A 16253-nucleotide genomic window follows, 5' to 3' on the forward strand; every position below is an offset into this window, starting at 1 on the left:
GCTTGAGGGTAAACGGTCGAGTGCAAACGCGCCGACTATGCGGCCAAGATCAGGTCAGAGGCGCCAGCGCCAACGGGCCAGGGCCTTGATGATTTTCATACCGGTTCTTGCGGACCAGCGCGTGCAGGTAACCACCACGGAGCTCTCTTAGGCAGGAGTAAGGTCCGGCCACACTAGCGCAGGCCAGAGGCCGAATCAACCCGGCAAGCCCCGCAAAGCAGGGCTTTGCGCCAATCAGCCGCCGAGGGCGGCGGCCGGCAACAACTCGCGCAGGTTATCCAGCACCCGCGCCGGGTTTTCCTCGGCAATCGGCCGACCATGGTTGTAACCATAAGTCAGCGCCACACAGGCTACGCCGGCGGCCTTGGCGGCCAGCACATCGCTGCGCGAGTCGCCGATAAACAGCGCCTGCCCGGCCTCGATTCGCGCCAGTTGCAGCACATGGCGCAGCGCCGCAGGGTCGGGCTTCTGCTGCGGCAGGGTGTCGCCGCCGATAATCCAGCGGAAATAACCACCCAGGCCTTTTTCATCCAGCAGCGGCGCGACAAAACGCTCAGGCTTGTTGGTGACGATGGCCAGCTCGACCTTCTGTTCGCGCAGCCAGTCGAGGGCTTCGCGCACCCCGGGATAAACCCGGGTCAGCCCGTGGCTGGTGGCGTAGAGCTGCATAAACAGCTCCAGTGCCTGCTCGCCCCGCGCGTCATCTATATGTTCGTGCTGCAGACCGCCGGCCAGGGCACGGCGCACCAGCACCCGCGCGCCGTTGCCGACCCAGTCGCGCACCTGCTCGATGCCCGCCGCCGGCAGACCGAGCAGCACCAGGGTCTGGTCGATGGCCGCAGCCAGGTCCGGCACCGAGTCCACCAGGGTGCCGTCCAGGTCGAACATCACCAGGCTTGGCAATTCACCCTGGAACAGCTCGCGCAGCATGCTCACCCGCGAACCTGGGCCAGTTCGGCGCGCATGGCGTCGATCACGGTCTTGTAGTCCGGCTGGCCGAAGATCGCCGAGCCGGCGACAAAGGTATCGGCACCGGCCGCGGCGATTTCGCGGATGTTCTGCACATTGACCCCGCCGTCAATTTCCAGGCGAATCTCGCGGCCGGAAGCGTCGATCAGGGCGCGGGCTTCTTTGAGTTTTTCCAGGGTGTGGGGGATAAATTTCTGCCCGCCGAAACCCGGGTTGACGCTCATCAGCAGGATCATGTCGACCTTGTCCATCACGTGCTTGAGCACATCCAGCGGCGTGGCCGGATTAAACACCAGACCGGCCTTGGCCCCGCCCGCCTTGATCAGCTGCAGGGAGCGGTCGATATGCTCGCTGGCCTCGGGGTGGAAGGTGATATAGCTGGCACCGGCTTCGATGAAGTCGCCGATGATGCGGTCCACCGGCTTGACCATCAGGTGCGCATCGATGGGCGCGGTGATGCCGTACTTGCGCAGCGCCGCGCAAACCATCGGGCCGATGGTCAGGTTGGGCACATAGTGGTTGTCCATCACATCGAAGTGGACGATGTCGGCACCCGCGGCGAGCACCTTGTCCACTTCCTCGCCCAGACGGGCGAAATCGGCGGAGAGGATCGACGGGGCGATGGCGAAGGGTTGCATGGCGCACCTCGGTGGCGTTCACGAAAGTGGCGCATTGTACCCGAGGGCATTCTCAGTCGTCGCTGGGACGATGGTCGACGACTGTAGGGTGCGCCGCGCGCACCGAGGCGCGCGGCACAATCCCGGAGTCAGGCCAGTTCGTCAAAGCACTCGGCGATAATCGCCAGGCCTTTGTCGAGCAGGGCGTCTTCAGCGGTCAGCGGCACCAGCACGCGCAACACGTTGCCGTAGGTGCCGCAGGACAGCAGGATCAAGCCCTTGTCGCGGGCCTTGGCGACGATCTGCCCGGTCAGGGCGGCGTTGGGCTTGTGCACATCGCCGTCTTCGCACAGCTCCATGGCGATCATCGCGCCGAGGGCGCGCACCTCGCCGATGCTCTTGTGCTTGGTCTGGATGGCTTTAAGGCCGGTGACCAGACGCTCGCCGACAGCCTTGCAGCGGTCCAGCAGCTTTTCTTCCTCGAACACTTCCATCACGGCCAGGGCCGCGGCGCAGGCGATCGGGCTGCCGGCGTAGGTGCCGCCCAGACCGCCCGGAGCGATGGCGTCCATATATTCAGCCTTGCCGCACACGCCCGCCACCGGGAAACCGCCGGCGATGGATTTGGCGAAGGTGGTGAGGTCGGCGGCGACGCCCATCTGTTCCATGGCGAAGAAGGTGCCGGTACGGCCAGCACCGGTCTGCACTTCGTCGGCGATCAGCAGGATGCCGTGCTGATCACACAGCCCGCGTAGGCGCTGCATAAAGTCTTTCGGCGCGACGTAGAAACCGCCCTCGCCCTGCACCGGCTCGATAATGATCGCGGCGATATCGCGCGGCTCTGCGTCATTCTTGAAGATGCGTTCGATACTGGCGATCGCGTCATCCGTGCTGACGCCATGCAGCGCGCACGGGTACTGGGCGCGGAAGATACCGCCGGGCATCAGGCCCATGCCTGCCGAGTAAGGTACGACCTTGCCGGTCAGACCCAGGGTCATCATGGTGCGACCGTGGTAGCCACCGGTAAAGGCGATCACGCCGGCGCGGCCAGTGGCAGCACGGGCAATCTTCACGGCGTTTTCCACCGCTTCGGAGCCGGTGGTGACCAGCAGGGTCTTCTTGGCGAAGTCGCCCGGTACGCGCGCGGCAACCTTCTCGCACAGTTCCACATAGGGCTCGTAGGCCAACACCTGGAAGCAGGTGTGGGTCAGCTTGGTCAGCTGCTCTTGCACCGCGGCAATCACTTTCGGATGCAGGTGGCCGGTGTTGAGCACCGCGATACCGCCGGCAAAATCAATAAACTCGCGACCTTCAACGTCGGTCACGGTGGCGTTCTTCGCCGACTCGGCAAAGATCGGGTGGATCTGGCCCACACCGCGCGGAACGGCGGCCATGCGGCGTTGCATCAGGGATTCGTTGGTCTTGCTCATAAGGTCCTCAGACGAAACGTGAACGGTAGGTTGCGCCGTGCGCACCAGGAGAATGGACAAGGTGCGCACGGCCTAGGTGGCCCCGCACACCCTACGGGCTAGATCCCCATGCAGAGATATTTGATTTCCAGATACTCATCCAGGCCGTACTTGGAGCCTTCGCGGCCCAGACCGGAGGACTTCATGCCGCCGAACGGTGCCACCTCGGTGGAGATCACACCGGTGTTGATGCCGACCATGCCGTACTCCAGAGCTTCGGCCACGCGGAACACCCGGCCCAGGTCGCGGGCGTAGAAGTAGGCGGCCAGGCCGAATTCGGTGTCGTTGGCCTGGCGGATCACCTCGGCCTCATCGCTAAAGCGGAACAGCGGTGCCAGCGGCCCGAAGGTTTCCTCCCGGGCCACCGCCATCTCCGCGGTCACGCCCGTGACGATGGTGGGTTCGAAGAAGTTGCCGCCCAGGCTGTTGCCGCCGGCCAGCAGGGTCGCGCCCTTTTCCAGGGCGTCATGCAGGTGGCGCTGGACCTTGGCCACCGCCTCGGCATTGATCAGCGGGCCGGTGGTGATGCCCTCAAGCATGCCGTTGCCGACCTTGAGCTTGGCCACCGCGGCCTGCAGCTTGGCGGCGAAGGCGTCAAACACGCCGGCCTGCACATACAGGCGGTTAGCGCACACGCAGGTCTGCCCGGCGTTGCGGTATTTGGAGATGATCGCGCCTTCGACTGCCGCATCCAGATCGGCGTCGTCGAAGACGATAAAGGGCGCGTTGCCGCCCAGTTCCAGCGAGAGTTTCTTCAGGGTCGGCGCGCACTGCTGCATCAGTTTGATGCCGACGCCAGTGGAGCCGGTAAAGGACAGCTTGCGCACGATGGGGTTGTCACACAGCTCGCCGCCCACTTCGCGGCTGGCGTCCACGTCGGCCGGGATCACGCTCAGCAGTCCGGCGGGGATGCCGGCGCGTTCGGCCAGCGCAGCCAGGGCCAGGGCCGAGAACGGCGTTTGCGGCGCGGGCTTGAGCACCATGGCGCAACCCACTGCCAGGGCCGGGCCGGCCTTGCGGGTGATCATGGCGCTGGGGAAGTTCCACGGCGTAATGGCGGCGGTAACGCCTACCGGCTCTTTCTGCACCAGGATGCGCTTGTCCGGGGCATGGCCCGGAATCATATCGCCATAGGCGCGTTTGGCTTCTTCGGCGAACCACTCGATAAAGGAGGCGGCATAGGCGATCTCGCCACGGGCTTCGGCCAGGGGTTTGCCTTGCTCGGCGGTCATGATCCGCGCCAGGTCTTCCTGGTTGGCCATGATCAGGTTGAACCACTGGCGCAGGCGATTCGCCCGCTCCTTGGCGGTCAGCGCGCGCCAGGCCGGCTGCGCGGCTTGCGCGGCCTCGATGGCGCGACGGGTTTCCGCGCGGCCCATATTCGGCACGCTGCCGATCAGCTCGCCGCTGGCCGGATTGAGGATCTCGGTGCGCGCGCCGCTGTCGGCTTCGCACCACTGGCCGTTCACATAGGCCTGCTGACGCAGCAGGCTGGGGTCGTTGAGTTGCAGGCTCATAGGGCTCTCTTGTTGTTCGGCGAATCAGGTGGGTTGCTGGGTGCGCAGTTTTTCGCTGCGCCCGCGCAACCATTCCAAGGTCAGCAACAGCAGGATCGAGAAACCGATCAGCAGGGTCGCCGCGGCGGCGATGGTCGGCGAGAGGTTCTCGCGGATACCGCTGAACATCTGCCGCGGCAGGGTGGCCTGCTCGGGGCCGGCGAGAAACAGGGTCACCACCACCTCGTCGAAGGAGGTGGCGAAGGCGAACAGCGCACCGCTGATCACCCCAGGCGCAATCAGCGGCAGGGTCACCCGGCGGAAGGCGGTCAGCGGCGAGGCACCGAGGCTGGCCGCGGCGCGCACCAGGTTATGGTTGAAGCCCTGCAGGGTGGCCGACACGGTGATGATCACGAAGGGCACCCCGAGCACGGCGTGCACCACGATCAGCGACAGGTAGCTGTTACCCAAACCCATCGGGGCGAAGAACAGGTAGCTGGCCACACCAACGATCACCACCGGCACCACCATGGGCGAGATCAGCAGGCTCATCACCAGGGCCTTGCCACGGAACTCGCCGCGAGTCAGGCCGATGGCCGCCAGGGTGCCGAAGACCATGGCCAATGCCGTGGCCGCCGGAGCGATGATCAGGCTGTTCTTCAGCGAGCGCATCCAGTCAGCGGAGGTAAAGAAGTCTTCGTACCAGCGCAGGGAAAAGCCCTGCAGCGGGTAGACCAGAAAGCTGCCGGAGTTGAACGACAGCGGAATGATCACCAGCACCGGCAGGATCAGAAACAGCAGCACCAGGCCGCAGAGGCTGCGCAGGCTGTAGTACCAGATGCGTTCGATGGGCGACATATAGGGGCTGAGCATAAAGGTTCTCCAATCAATCTTTAGGTGGAGCCGAGAAGCAAAAGCGGACCGTGTAACGCTTGCGATCCCTCACCCGCCCTGCGGGCCGAGAAACAGAAGCGGATCGTGTAGCGCCTACTATCCCTCACCCGCCCTGCGGGCACCCTCTCCCGGGGGGAGAGGGGCATCAGATGCCTGCTGCGCAGGATGTTTTTTTAAGCCAGCCGCAACTTGCTGGCACCGACCAGCCAGCTGTACACCACGTAGAGCACCAGGGTGGCACCGAGCAGCAGGCCGCCGAGGGCCGTGGCCATGCCCCAGTTGATCGAGCTGTTGGTATAGAAGGCGACGAAGTAGCTGATCATCTGATCGTTCGGGCTGCCCAGCAGCGCCGGGGTGATGTAGTAGCCAATCGACAGGATAAACACCAGCAGGCAGCCCGCCCCGACCCCGGCCAGGGTCTGCGGGAAGTACACCCGCCAGAAGCTGGCAAACGGATGGCAGCCCAGGGACACCGCGGCGCGCATATAGGTTGGCGAGATGCCCTTCATCACGCTGTAGATCGGCAGGATCATAAACGGCAGCATGATGTGCACCATGGCGATATAGACCCCGCTGCGGTTGAACACCAGCTGCAGCGGCTCATCAATAATGCCGACAGACATCAGCGCACTGTTGATCAAGCCGCCGGACTGCAGCAGCACGATCCAGGCCGCCACCCGCACCAGGATCGAGGTCCAGAACGGCAGCAGCACCAAAATCATCAGCAGGTTGCTCTGCCGAGTCGGCAGGTTGGCCAGCAGGTAGGCCAGTGGGTAGGCCAGCACCAGACAGATGGCGGTAATCACCAGACTCATCCAGAAGGTGCGCACGAAGATGTCCAGGTAGATGGCCTGGTCCGGGCTGGCACTGGCCAGTTCACCGAGGTCGTCGATGCGGTGGTCCAGGGCCGCCAGCAGGTAATAAGGCGTGATGCTGCTGGTATTGCGCTTGACCACCTGCCAGTAGGCCGGGTCACCCCAGCGCTCGTCGAGGTTCTCCAGCGCGGCCTTGTAGGACTCCGGCTCGCTGGCGAACGGCATGGCTCGCGCCGTGACGTTGATCAGGCTGCGGTAACCGGCCACTTCCATATTCAGCCGCTTGGACAGATCGCCCAGGGTCTGCTGGCTGCGCGCGGCGACTATATCCAGGGCCATGGCGCGGTACACCGGCTCGCCGGGCAGCGCCTTGCCGCTCCACTGCTCGATGGCCTCGACGGTACGCGGCAGGCTGGTGATGACTTCGGGGTTGTCCACGCTGCGCCAGAGCAGTGCCACGATCGGCACGATAAAGGTCAGCAGCAGAAACACCAGCAGCGGCAGGATCAAGGCCTTGGACTTCAGGCGATTGAAGCGCTCGGCACGGGCCAGCTTCTGTTTGAGGCTGGGGCCGGGGCCTTGAAAATCGTTATCGGCGGCTGACAGGACACTGGCCATGGACAACTCCGCAGGCAGGCACCGCATAGTGCGGCTAGGAATTCAGGTCGCGCTGCCCGGGGCAACGCGGTGGGTAAAGCAGGCTGCAGTCGGCACGCTGGCCAGCTGCAGCCAATGGGCTAGTTGCGTGCGGCCCAGGCGTTAAAGCGCTGCTCCAGCTGCTCGCCGTAGTCGGCCCAGAACACCACGTCGATGGCCACCTGGTCCTTGATGTTTTCAGGGGTGGTGGGCATCACGTTGAGACGCTCCGGTGCCAGCAGGTCGATGGCCTTTTTGTTGGCCGGACCATAGGCGATGTTTTCCGAAAAGACCTTCTGCGCCTCGGGCTGTACCGCGAAGGCAATAAACTGCTTGGCCTCTTCCTGATTCTTCGCACCGCGGGGGATGGCCCAGGAGTCGAAGTCATAGATACCGCCGGCCCACACCACCTGCAGGTTGCTCTCGGCCTGCACGGCGGCGATCCGGCCGTTGTAGGCCGAACTCATCACCACATCACCCGAGGCCAGGTACTGCGGCGGCTGAGCACCGGCTTCCCACCACTGGATATGCGGTTTGAGCTCGTCAAGCTTGCGGAAAGCCCGGTCGACGCCATCGCGGGTCGCCAGCACCTTGTACACCTCGGTCGGCGCAACGCCGTCGGCCATCAGGGCGAACTCCAGGGTGTATTTGGCACCCTTGCGCAGGCCACGCTTGCCGGGGAACTGTTTGACGTCCCAGAAATCGGCCCAGCCGCTTGGCGCGCTGGCCAGTTTGTCGGCGTTATAGGCGAGCACCGTGGACCAGACGAAGAAACCTACGCCGCAGGGCTGAATGGCCCCCTGGATAAAGTCGTCGGGGTTGCCGAACTGGGCCGGATCGAGGTTTTCGAACAACCCCTCGTCACAGCCGCGGGCCAGCTCCGGGGACTCCACTTCCACCAGGTTCCAGCTGACGCTGCGGGTATCGACCATGGCCTTGACCCGGGCCATTTCACCGTTATATTCGCCGGCGATAATCTTGTTGCCGGTGGTCTTCTCGAAGGGTTCGTAGAAGGCCTTGACCTGCGCGTCCTTGCTCGCGCCGCCAAACGAGATGGCGGTCAGATCGGCCGCCAGCGCCGGCATTGCACAGGCCACGCCAGCAGCCAGGGCCGCGAGCTTCAGGGATTTCATCATTGTTGTAATCTCCTCTGTGTCACATGGGGTCAGGTTTTAATCACTCAGTCCGGCTGCAGCGGGTCGAGGGCGCGGGCATGTTCGACATGCCAGCCCAACGGCACCAGATCGCCGACGCTTAGTTCTACGTCCAGCTCGGCCACCGGCTGCTTGACGTAGAAATCGCTCTTGCCGCAGACCTCCATGCGAATGCGCACGTGGTCGCCCAGGTAGATGAACTCGGCCACCCGCCCGGAGAAACGGTTGCGGCAGGCCTCGCTATGGCCATTGAGGCGCACGCGTTCGGGACGGATCGACAGGGTGACCTGCTCGCCAATCGCGCCGACGTTCACCGCCAGGGCCTCGATCTGCTCGCCGCGACTCAGGCCGATCAGGCAGCGATCGCCGTCCTGGCTGAGCAGCTGGCCGCTGATGCGGTTGTTCTCGCCGATAAAGTTGGCGACGAAGGTGTTGCTCGGCTGCTCGTAGAGGGTGCGCGGGTCGGCGATCTGCTGGATCTCGCCCTGGTGGAACACCGCAACCCGATCGGACATGGTCAGCGCCTCGCCCTGGTCATGGGTGACGTAGACCACGGTCACGCCGAGACGCTGGTGCAGGTGCTTGATCTCCATCTGCATATGCTCGCGCAGCTGCTTGTCCAGGGCCCCCAGGGGTTCGTCCATCAGCACCAGCTGCGGCTCGAAAACCAGGGCGCGGGCCAAGGCCACGCGCTGCTGCTGGCCGCCGGAGAGCTGACCCGGATAGCGATTGCGGAAGCTGTCGAGCTGAACCATGGACAGGGCCTTCTTGACCCGCTCGGTGCTGTCGGTACGCGACATGCCGCGTACGCTCAGGGGGAAGGCGAGGTTTTCGGCCACGGTCATATGGGGGAACAGGGCGTAGTTCTGGAACACCATGCCGATGTCGCGCTTGTGCGGCGGCAGGCGGTTGAGGGAGCGACCGTCGAGGAGGATTTCGCCGGCGGTGGGGGTTTCGAAACCGGCCAGCATCATCAGGCTGGTGGTCTTACCCGAACCGGAGGGACCCAGCAGGGTGAGGAACTCGCCCTTACGGATATCCAGATTGAGATCTTTGACGATCAGGTTTTCGCCGTCGTAGCTCTTCTGCACGCCACGAAAGCTCACCAACACATCGCTTGCCTGAGACCCGGTCATCGCCACACCCTTTGTTGTTGTCTGCACGCTGTTGAGTACAAGACTAGGGGTGATGCACGGCCAGCAGAATCGGGCGGGATGACAACCTTGTATCAGGCGAGCGGAGAACTTGGCGTAGGGATTGCCCTACAAATCCGAGGGCTTTACTGGGCCATTGCGCCTTTAGAGGAGCTTGTGCTCCATGGCATAGCGCACCAAATCGGCCACCGAATGGATGCCGAGTTTCTGCATCAGACGCGCCTTGTGGGTGCTCACGGTCTTGTTGCTGACCGCCAGGTGCAGGGCGATATCGTTGACCCCTTCGCCGCGCACCAGGCGCTCGAACACCGAGAACTCGCGTTCGGACAGCTGCGCATGGGGCGGCCGCGAATCGGTCAGGCCGACCTCGAAGACCATGCGGTCGGCCAGTTCGGGGTCGATATAGCGCCCGCCCCCGGCCACCTTGCGGATCGCCGCAATCAGCAGTGCCGGGTCGCTGTCCTTGGTGGCGTAGCCGGCGGCCCCGATCTTCAGGGCGCGGGCGGCCATCTGCGCCTCGTCGTGCATGGACAGCACCAGAATCGCCGGCGGCCGGGTCAGGGCGCGGATCCGCGGAATGGCCTCAAGGCCATTGACCCCGGGCATGGAGATATCCAGCAGAACCACGTCGCACTCGACCTTGCGCAGGGTTTCCAGCAACTGCTCGCCATTGCTCGCCTCCCCCACCACCTCGAGGTCGCGCGCCATGCCGATCAGCTGCTTGATGCCCTCACGCACGATGGCGTGGTCCTCTGCCACCAATACCCGAATCACGTCGTTACCTCCTCATCCAGGGCCACCCGCGCCAGCAGCGTAGTCCCCTCCCCCGGCTGGCTGTCAATCTGCAAACAGCCGCCGAGCATAAAAACCCGCTCCTGCATGCCGACCAGGCCGAAGGACTGCCCCGCCTTGCGCTGCTCGGGGGCGAAGCCCTTGCCGTCGTCGATCACGCATAGGCACAGCTCGCCGTCCTCAACCCGCAGGTAGACCTGCACGCTATGGGCACCGGCGTGGCGCATCACATTGGTCAGGGCTTCCTGAAGAATACGGAATAGGCCGATGGCCTTGGCGTCGCTGAGCGGCGGCAGGTTATCCGGCACGTCCACCAGACAGGGGATCTGCGTACGCGCCTCGAAGCGCCGCACCTGCCACTCGATAGCCGAGGCGATACCGGCATCGAGAATCGGCGGGCGCAGGGCGGTGGCCACATCGCGCACCAGCTGGAACAGCTGAGCGATCAGTTTCTTCATGCTGCCCAGACGCTCATCCAGACCCTCGACCTGGCCGGCGAAGGCCAGCTCGCACATGGCGGTTTCCAGCTTGAGTACGGTCAGTACCTGGCCCAGTTCGTCGTGCACCTCGCGGGCGATACGCGCCTTCTCCTCCTCGCGCACGCTCTCCAGGTGGGCGGCCAGTTCGCGTAGACGTGCGCGGGAGTCGGCCAGTTCCAGCTCCACCTGCTTGTTCTCGGTGATGTCCCAGACGATCCCGTCCCACACCACCCGCCCTGCGCCGAGGCGGCGGGCGGTGGCCTTGATATCGGCCCAGCGCAGTTGCCCGGCGCGGGTGAGGATGCGCCCCTGCCACTGCCAGTCGCTGTCGCCGAGCAGGGCGGCATCCTGGGTACGACGATAGCTGGCCTGATCCTCGGGGTGCACCAGGCTGCGAATGCCGCGATCGGCGCGCTGCAGTTCGGCGGCGGGGTAGCCCACCAGATCCTGGCTGGCTTCGCTGATATAGGCGAACTCCACCGCCTGCTCGGCAGCGGCCCGCTCCAGACGAAACACCAGGCCCGGAACATTGCCGGCAATGCCCTTGAGGCGCGCCTCACTTTCCTGCAAGGCGGCTTGGGTGCGCCGCCGCTCGGTGACGTCAGTGAGAAACACCACCAGGTATTCGGATTGGTCGAAGCGCAGAAAACTCAGGGAAATATCCACCGGCAAACGGCTGCCGTCCGCGCGCTGGCAGTCGATCTCGAACCCCGGCATGGCCTCGTCGCTGCCACGGGCCTGACGCCACAGGCTGAGCCAGCGGTCCATACTCAGGCTCGGCTCCAGGCGCGCCAGCGGCAGGTCCACCAGCGCCCCCACGGCATAACCGAGCATGCGTTCGGCGGCCAGGTTGGCATAGCGCACATGGCTGTCCCAGTTGACCCAGAGGATGCCCACGGTGCTGTGGTCGATGGAGAACTGGCTAAGGCGCAGGGCCTGCTCGGCCACCTCGCGCTGGCTCAGTACGGTACGCGCAGCGAGCAGCTGACGCTCCAGGCTACGGCGTTGCTGGCGTAGATGCAGGATGATCGCGCAGGCCGCCAGCCCGCCGATAGCGAGCAGCAGGGCCAGGCCTTTCCAGAACGCCAGAGGGTTGCCGAGCTGGCGGGTATTGAGCGGAAACCAGCGTTCCTGCAACCGCTCCAGCTCGCCGCCAGGCAGAGCCTGCAGGGTTTGCTCGACGATCTCGGCAAGGATCGGTGCATCGCGCCGACTGGCAATACGCAACAGCTGCGGCAGGCCGATATCGCCGACGATGCTCAGGCCGGCGAATTGCGGCTCGCGCAGCAACAGGCTCAGGCGCGCCTCATCCACCACCGCATAGCTGACCTCCTGACGCAGCAGCAGATTCAGCGCACTGCGTTCGCTGCCCACCGCCTGCAGCTCCAGGTTGCCGTGGGTGTTGCGCAGGTATTCCACCACCGCACTGGGCGAACGCAGGGCAACCTTTTCGTCGCGGCCAACCCGGTCCAGATCCACCGCGCTGCTACCGCGCCGCTCGCCCACCACCAGGTGCGGCACGCGCATATAGGGGTCCGAATACAGCCAGCGGCGCAAGCCCTTAGGCGTCTGTTGCAGCCCCGGGGCCAGGTCCACCTCGCCGCGCTGCAGGGCCGCCTCCAGCTCATCCTGATCGGTAAAGCGCAGCCATTGCGGCTTTACCCCCATGCCCTGCAGCAGCCGGCTCATCAGCTCGACATTGGCTCCGGACAGGCGCTGCTGGCGACGGTCGAACTGTGCCCAGGGTGCCTGCATGATCAGCCCCACGCGCAGCTCGTCATGGGCCTGTAACCAGCTGCGCTGTTCGGCGTTAAAAGCCGGACGCAACGGCAACACCGAGCTGTCCGCCCAGAGCGCCGCGGGCCACAAAAAGAGAAAAAGCAAAATGCGTGACAACGCCGGGACACTCCTGAAAATTGACCACCAGGGGGCTTGAGCCCCTCTGCGTCATACCTTACTCCAGTCTTCGCCTGCTAAGACCAACCCACACCTGACAAAGACACGCCCAGGGATTAGGCTCTGAGGGCCCAACCTTATCGAGGAATGCCCGATGCCCCGCTTGATCCCCAGCCTGACGGCAACCTCGACCCTGCTGCTGACGCTGCTGGCCACACCGCTGCTGGCCCAGCAGACCGCCCCGGACACAACCAGCGGCGAGCAGCCGGACCCGGCAGCCGAGGAGCTGCAGCGCCCGCCCCTCGCCGAGCGCAGTGAGGCCGAGGCCCTGGCCCTCGAACAGCGCCTGCAGACCAAGGAGCAGCAGCACCTGCAGGCGGCGGATGAGCGCTTTCTCGCGCTCTGGCTGCCGGCCAATGTCGGCACGCCCAGCGGCGTGGTGATTCTTCTGCCGGGGGACGATGGCAACCCCGACAGCGCCCAGAGTGTCGGCCCGCTGCGGCGAAAACTGCCCAACGCCGGCTGGCACAGCCTGAGCCTGAGCCTGCCGGACCCCAACAGCGACATGCCTACGCCGCGCAGCACCGAACTGGTCGCCGAGCCCGCGCCGGTCAGCGTCGATACCGCGCAGGAAGAGGTGCAGGACAGCGCGCCAGCTAGCGCCGAAGAGCCCGTACCGGCCCCGGCGGCAGACGCACCGCCCACGGCGCAAGAACAGCAAAAGGCCCACGCCGAACGGGTGCTGACACGGATCGAGTCGGCAATCGCCTTTGCCGCCGAGCAACAGGCCAGAAGTATCGTTTTGCTCGGCCATGGCAGCGGTGCCTACTGGGCCGCCCGCTACCTGGCCGAACGCCAGCCAGCCGAGGTTCGCAATCTGCTGGTGGTGGCCGCCAGCGTGCCCGCCGGCTATACCCCACCGCTGGATGAGCTGATCCCGCAACTGCAACTGGCCACCGGCGACTTCTACTACAAGGACCAACTGCTCGACCGCCAGGCCGCCACCCGGCGCATGCAGGCGAGCAAACGACAGAAGCACCCAACCTATATCCAGATCGCGATGAAGGCCCTGCCCGGCAACCTCGAGGCGGAACATGAACAGCTGTATCGCCGCATCAGGGGCTGGCTGACGCTAAAGATTCAGGCCAAGTAAAGGCAGGCAACGAACGTTGGTGCGCACAGCGCACCCTACGGCCCCAGGCCTGCTCACGCTCAGCGGCACAGGCTATTGGTGCATGGCCTAACGAAAAACTATGTACCTTTTACGCGCTGTAGTGTCAGGCGCGGTTTGCTCTCCTCGCCCTCCGGGAGAGGGGCTAGGGCGGGCCGCGTTCGGATGAGGGGGCTAATCGTAACGGCTACATGGCCTAGCGAAAGCCCTGACGCTGGCGAATCAGGTCATAGGCCTGATGCAGTTCACGGGTGCGTTCGGTGGCTTCGCGCACCCGCTCCGGGGTTGCCCCGCTGCCGGCCAGCTTGTCCGGGTGATGGCGGCTCAACAGACGACGATAGGCCTTCTTGATCTGCGCCGGCTCCGCATCAACCGCCACCCCCAGCAATGTCAGGGCCTGCTGGTAACCGCTGCCGAGCGTCGACGCCAATGGCCCCTGCTGGCGCGGCGCATAGGCATCGCTCAGCGCTTGCTGGGCGGCCGCGGGCACGTCCAGCCATTTTCCCCACAGCAGAATCAGCTCGCGCTCGGCCTGGCTGACCCGTCCATCGACCCAGGCCATGCGCCAACAGGCGCGCAATATCGCGTCGCTATGGGCGCGCTGACGCCGCAGCGGTGCGCGCAGGTTATCGCGACCAGTCTTGCCCCGGGCAAAGGCGGCAATGGCCCGGCGCTGCGCCTCGGTATCCAGGCCCAGGCGCTGCATTTCCGAACGGGTCTGCTGGATATGCACCTGCAACACCCGGCCGTCGCACTTGGCCAGGCGGCCGATAAGGATAAACAGCAGCTCGTCATCACGCGGCGCGGCCTTGCCGCCGAGTCGCTCGCGCAGGGCTGCCCAGTTGCTCAGGCGCAGGCGCCGGTCCAGCACCTGGCCGAGCAAACCGCCCAGCAGAGCCCCGGGAATGCTGGCGATCGCCAGGCCCGTGACAGCCCCCAGCACGGTGACCGGCCAGAGCACCTCAGTGCCTCGCCGCGAGCAGTTGCTCGACTTCGGCAAGCCGCTCGTGGGTGCCAACATCCACCCAGCAGCCGGCAAAGCGTTCACCACTGACCTGCCCACGGGCCATGGCTGCACGCAGCAGCGGTGCCAACTTGAAGGCACCGGCCTGGCAACCATCAAACAAGGCAGGCGAGAGCACGGCGATACCGCTGTAGGTCAGACACGGTTGGTCCTGGCCTGACTGAGCATCGTCAACCTGACCATCGCGCAGGCAGAAATCCCCCGCCTGGTGATGCCCCGGGTTATCCACCAGCACCAGATGGGCCAGACCGGCGAGCGGGAGGCGCAACTCGGCGAAGGGGTAGTCAGTAAAGATATCGCCATTGACCAGTACAAACGGTTGATCGCCCAGCAGCGGCAGGGCCTGAAAAATACCGCCGCCGGTCTCCAACGGCTCGCCCTCGGCCGAATAGGCAATGCTCAAGCCCAAGCGTACGCCATCCCCCAGATGGTCCTCGATCTGCTGGCCAAGCCAGGCATGGTTGATCACCACCTCGGTAAAACCGGCGGCAGCCAGGCCACGCAGGTGGTACTCGATCAGTGGCACACCGCCGGCTTTCACCAGCGGTTTGGGCGTATGCAGGGTCAGTGGGCGCAGGCGCTCGCCTTTGCCTGCCGCCAGGATCATCGCCTTCATGCTGGCACCTGGGCGACGCGCGGCAGGCTGGCCAGCAACTCACCCAACTCAGCCAGTTCCGGCCGCCGCGCCAACACTGCTTCTATATAGGTAAAGAAACGCGGCACATCGCCCAGGTATCTGGGTTTGCCATCGCGATGGCAGATGCGCGCGAATATCCCGATGACCTTGAGGTGGCGCTGTACCCCCATCAGATCGCTGGCGCGCAAGAAACCCTCAAACTCAGCCTGCACCGGGACACCCGCGGCCCGCGCCTGTTGCCAGTAATTTTCCAGCCAGCCGCGTACCCGCGCCTCGGGCCAGCTCAAGAAGGCATCCTTGAACAGGCTGGTGACGTCATAGGTCACTGGGCCGTAGACCGCATCCTGAAAATCCAGCACGCCCGGGTTGGGCGCGCTGTGCATCAGATTGCGCGGCATATAGTCGCGATGCACCAGCACCTTGGGCTGAGCCAGGGCGCTGTCGATCAGCAATTGGCTGACCCGCTGCCACGCCGCCTGCTGAGTCGCGTCGAACTCGATACCCAGATGGCGCTGCACATACCACTCGGGGAACAGCTGCAGTTCGCGGCGTAGCAAGGCCTCGTCGTAACTCGGCAGCCCGCGGTCCAGCGGCAACTGCTGCAGGGCCAGCAGCGCCTGCAGAGCATCGGCGAACAGGGGGTCGGCATTCTCCGCGGTAATCACATCCAGATAGGTTTGCCGGCCCAGATCGTTAAGCAAGAGAAAGCCATGTTCCAGGTCGGCAGCGAGAATCTGCGGCACATTAAGGCTCGCCTCGGCCAGCAAGGCGGCGATATTGACGAAGGGCGCGCAGTTTTCCTGCGGCGGTGGCGCATCCATCACGATCAGGCTGCGCTCGCCAGCCTGCCAGCGGAAATAACGCCGAAAGCTCGCGTCGCTGCTGGCAGAGGTCAGCGTGGCCGCGGGTACAGCGCCCCAGCCGTGTGCCGCAAACAGCGCAGCCAGTTGTGGTTGGAGCCAGTTTTCCAGGTGTTTCAGGCGTACATCTTGATCAGGCATTACAAGGGTCTCCGACGGCGCTAGCCGTTGCGCGGGTCATGCTTTATTA

Annotated in this window: 13 protein-coding genes and 1 pseudogene; 1 reads left to right on the forward strand and 13 read right to left on the reverse strand. The window is 64.7% G+C overall.

Features of this window, described 5'->3' with window-relative positions; all coding sequences use genetic code 11:
* Window positions 1–54: 54 nt before the first annotated feature.
* The 10 genes and pseudogenes from VMP31_RS01420 to VMP31_RS01465 form a co-directional block, all read right to left on the reverse strand.
* Window positions 55–936: pseudogene (locus VMP31_RS01420) on the reverse strand (phosphoglycolate phosphatase).
* Window positions 933–1607 (reverse strand): ribulose-phosphate 3-epimerase, encoded by a 675-nt coding sequence (rpe, locus tag VMP31_RS01425; RefSeq protein WP_325503330.1) that lies wholly within the window; start codon window positions 1605–1607, stop codon window positions 933–935. Before rpe ends, VMP31_RS01420 begins: the two are co-directional and overlap by 4 nt.
* Window positions 1608–1735: 128 nt before the next feature.
* Entirely contained in the window at window positions 1736–3016 is a 1281-nt protein-coding gene (gabT, locus tag VMP31_RS01430; protein WP_325503332.1) for a 4-aminobutyrate--2-oxoglutarate transaminase, read from the reverse strand.
* Window positions 3017–3114: 98 nt separating this feature from the next.
* Complete coding sequence (gene gabD / locus VMP31_RS01435; protein ID WP_325503983.1) at window positions 3115–4566, reverse strand: NADP-dependent succinate-semialdehyde dehydrogenase; 1452 nt, start codon at window positions 4564–4566, stop codon at window positions 3115–3117.
* A 30-nt stretch (window positions 4567–4596) separates the two neighbouring features.
* Entirely contained in the window at window positions 4597–5424 is an 828-nt protein-coding gene (locus VMP31_RS01440) for an ABC transporter permease (RefSeq protein WP_325503334.1), read from the reverse strand.
* Window positions 5425–5618: 194 nt separating this feature from the next.
* The gene (locus tag VMP31_RS01445) at window positions 5619–6878 is read right to left on the reverse strand and encodes an ABC transporter permease (RefSeq protein WP_325503336.1); all 1260 of its coding nucleotides are present in this window, start codon (window positions 6876–6878) and stop codon (window positions 5619–5621) included.
* Window positions 6879–6997: 119 nt separating this feature from the next.
* Window positions 6998–8032, reverse strand: a complete 1035-nt coding sequence (locus VMP31_RS01450) for an ABC transporter substrate-binding protein (protein ID WP_414705414.1) — start codon at window positions 8030–8032, stop codon at window positions 6998–7000.
* A 44-nt stretch (window positions 8033–8076) separates the two neighbouring features.
* Window positions 8077–9186 carry an ABC transporter ATP-binding protein gene (locus VMP31_RS01455; RefSeq protein ID WP_325503338.1) on the reverse strand — a complete coding sequence of 370 codons (1110 nt, stop codon included), beginning with the start codon at window positions 9184–9186 and terminating at the stop codon, window positions 8077–8079.
* A gap of 162 nt (window positions 9187–9348) precedes the next feature.
* Window positions 9349–9978 (reverse strand): response regulator transcription factor, encoded by a 630-nt coding sequence (locus VMP31_RS01460; RefSeq protein WP_325503340.1) that lies wholly within the window; start codon window positions 9976–9978, stop codon window positions 9349–9351.
* Window positions 9975–12311, reverse strand: a complete 2337-nt coding sequence (locus tag VMP31_RS01465) for a PAS domain-containing sensor histidine kinase (protein ID WP_414705415.1) — start codon at window positions 12309–12311, stop codon at window positions 9975–9977. Before VMP31_RS01465 ends, VMP31_RS01460 begins: the two co-directional genes overlap by 4 nt.
* A gap of 214 nt (window positions 12312–12525) precedes the next feature.
* Between VMP31_RS01465 and VMP31_RS01470 the strand changes: the two genes are divergently transcribed.
* Window positions 12526–13524, forward strand: coding sequence for an alpha/beta hydrolase family protein (locus VMP31_RS01470; RefSeq protein ID WP_325503342.1), 999 nt, complete (start codon window positions 12526–12528; stop codon window positions 13522–13524).
* A gap of 214 nt (window positions 13525–13738) precedes the next feature.
* On the opposite strand, the gene VMP31_RS01475 is transcribed toward VMP31_RS01470, so the two are convergent.
* From VMP31_RS01475 to VMP31_RS01485, 3 genes are read right to left on the reverse strand one after another with little or no spacing between them, the layout of a single operon-like run.
* Window positions 13739–14503, reverse strand: a complete 765-nt coding sequence (locus VMP31_RS01475; protein WP_325503989.1) for a DnaJ domain-containing protein — start codon at window positions 14501–14503, stop codon at window positions 13739–13741.
* 1 nt (window position 14504) lies between these two features.
* Window positions 14505–15182, reverse strand: coding sequence for an N-acetylmuramate alpha-1-phosphate uridylyltransferase MurU (gene murU, locus VMP31_RS01480; RefSeq protein WP_325503344.1), 678 nt, complete (start codon window positions 15180–15182; stop codon window positions 14505–14507).
* A complete protein-coding gene (locus VMP31_RS01485) occupies window positions 15179–16204 on the reverse strand; it encodes an aminoglycoside phosphotransferase family protein (RefSeq protein ID WP_325503346.1) in 1026 nt (341 codons plus the stop codon). The genes murU and VMP31_RS01485 overlap by 4 nt, the downstream gene beginning before the upstream one ends.
* Window positions 16205–16253: the final 49 nt, after the last annotated feature.

Source organism: Pseudomonas sp. (assembly GCF_035512415.1).
Classification (GTDB): domain Bacteria; phylum Pseudomonadota; class Gammaproteobacteria; order Pseudomonadales; family Pseudomonadaceae; genus Aquipseudomonas.

Coding starts and splice junctions, on each gene's coding strand:
- VMP31_RS01485 (WP_325503346.1), bottom strand. CDS start 16,204: ATGCCTGATCAAGATGTACGCCTGAAACACCTGGAAAACTGGCTCCAA.
- VMP31_RS01450 (WP_414705414.1), bottom strand. CDS start 8,032: ATGATGAAATCCCTGAAGCTCGCGGCCCTGGCTGCTGGCGTGGCCTGT.
- gabT (WP_325503332.1), bottom strand. CDS start 3,016: ATGAGCAAGACCAACGAATCCCTGATGCAACGCCGCATGGCCGCCGTT.
- VMP31_RS01445 (WP_325503336.1), bottom strand. CDS start 6,878: ATGGCCAGTGTCCTGTCAGCCGCCGATAACGATTTTCAAGGCCCCGGC.
- murU (WP_325503344.1), bottom strand. CDS start 15,182: ATGAAGGCGATGATCCTGGCGGCAGGCAAAGGCGAGCGCCTGCGCCCA.
- VMP31_RS01440 (WP_325503334.1), bottom strand. CDS start 5,424: ATGCTCAGCCCCTATATGTCGCCCATCGAACGCATCTGGTACTACAGC.
- rpe (WP_325503330.1), bottom strand. CDS start 1,607: ATGCAACCCTTCGCCATCGCCCCGTCGATCCTCTCCGCCGATTTCGCC.
- VMP31_RS01470 (WP_325503342.1), top strand. CDS start 12,526: ATGCCCCGCTTGATCCCCAGCCTGACGGCAACCTCGACCCTGCTGCTG.
- VMP31_RS01455 (WP_325503338.1), bottom strand. CDS start 9,186: ATGACCGGGTCTCAGGCAAGCGATGTGTTGGTGAGCTTTCGTGGCGTG.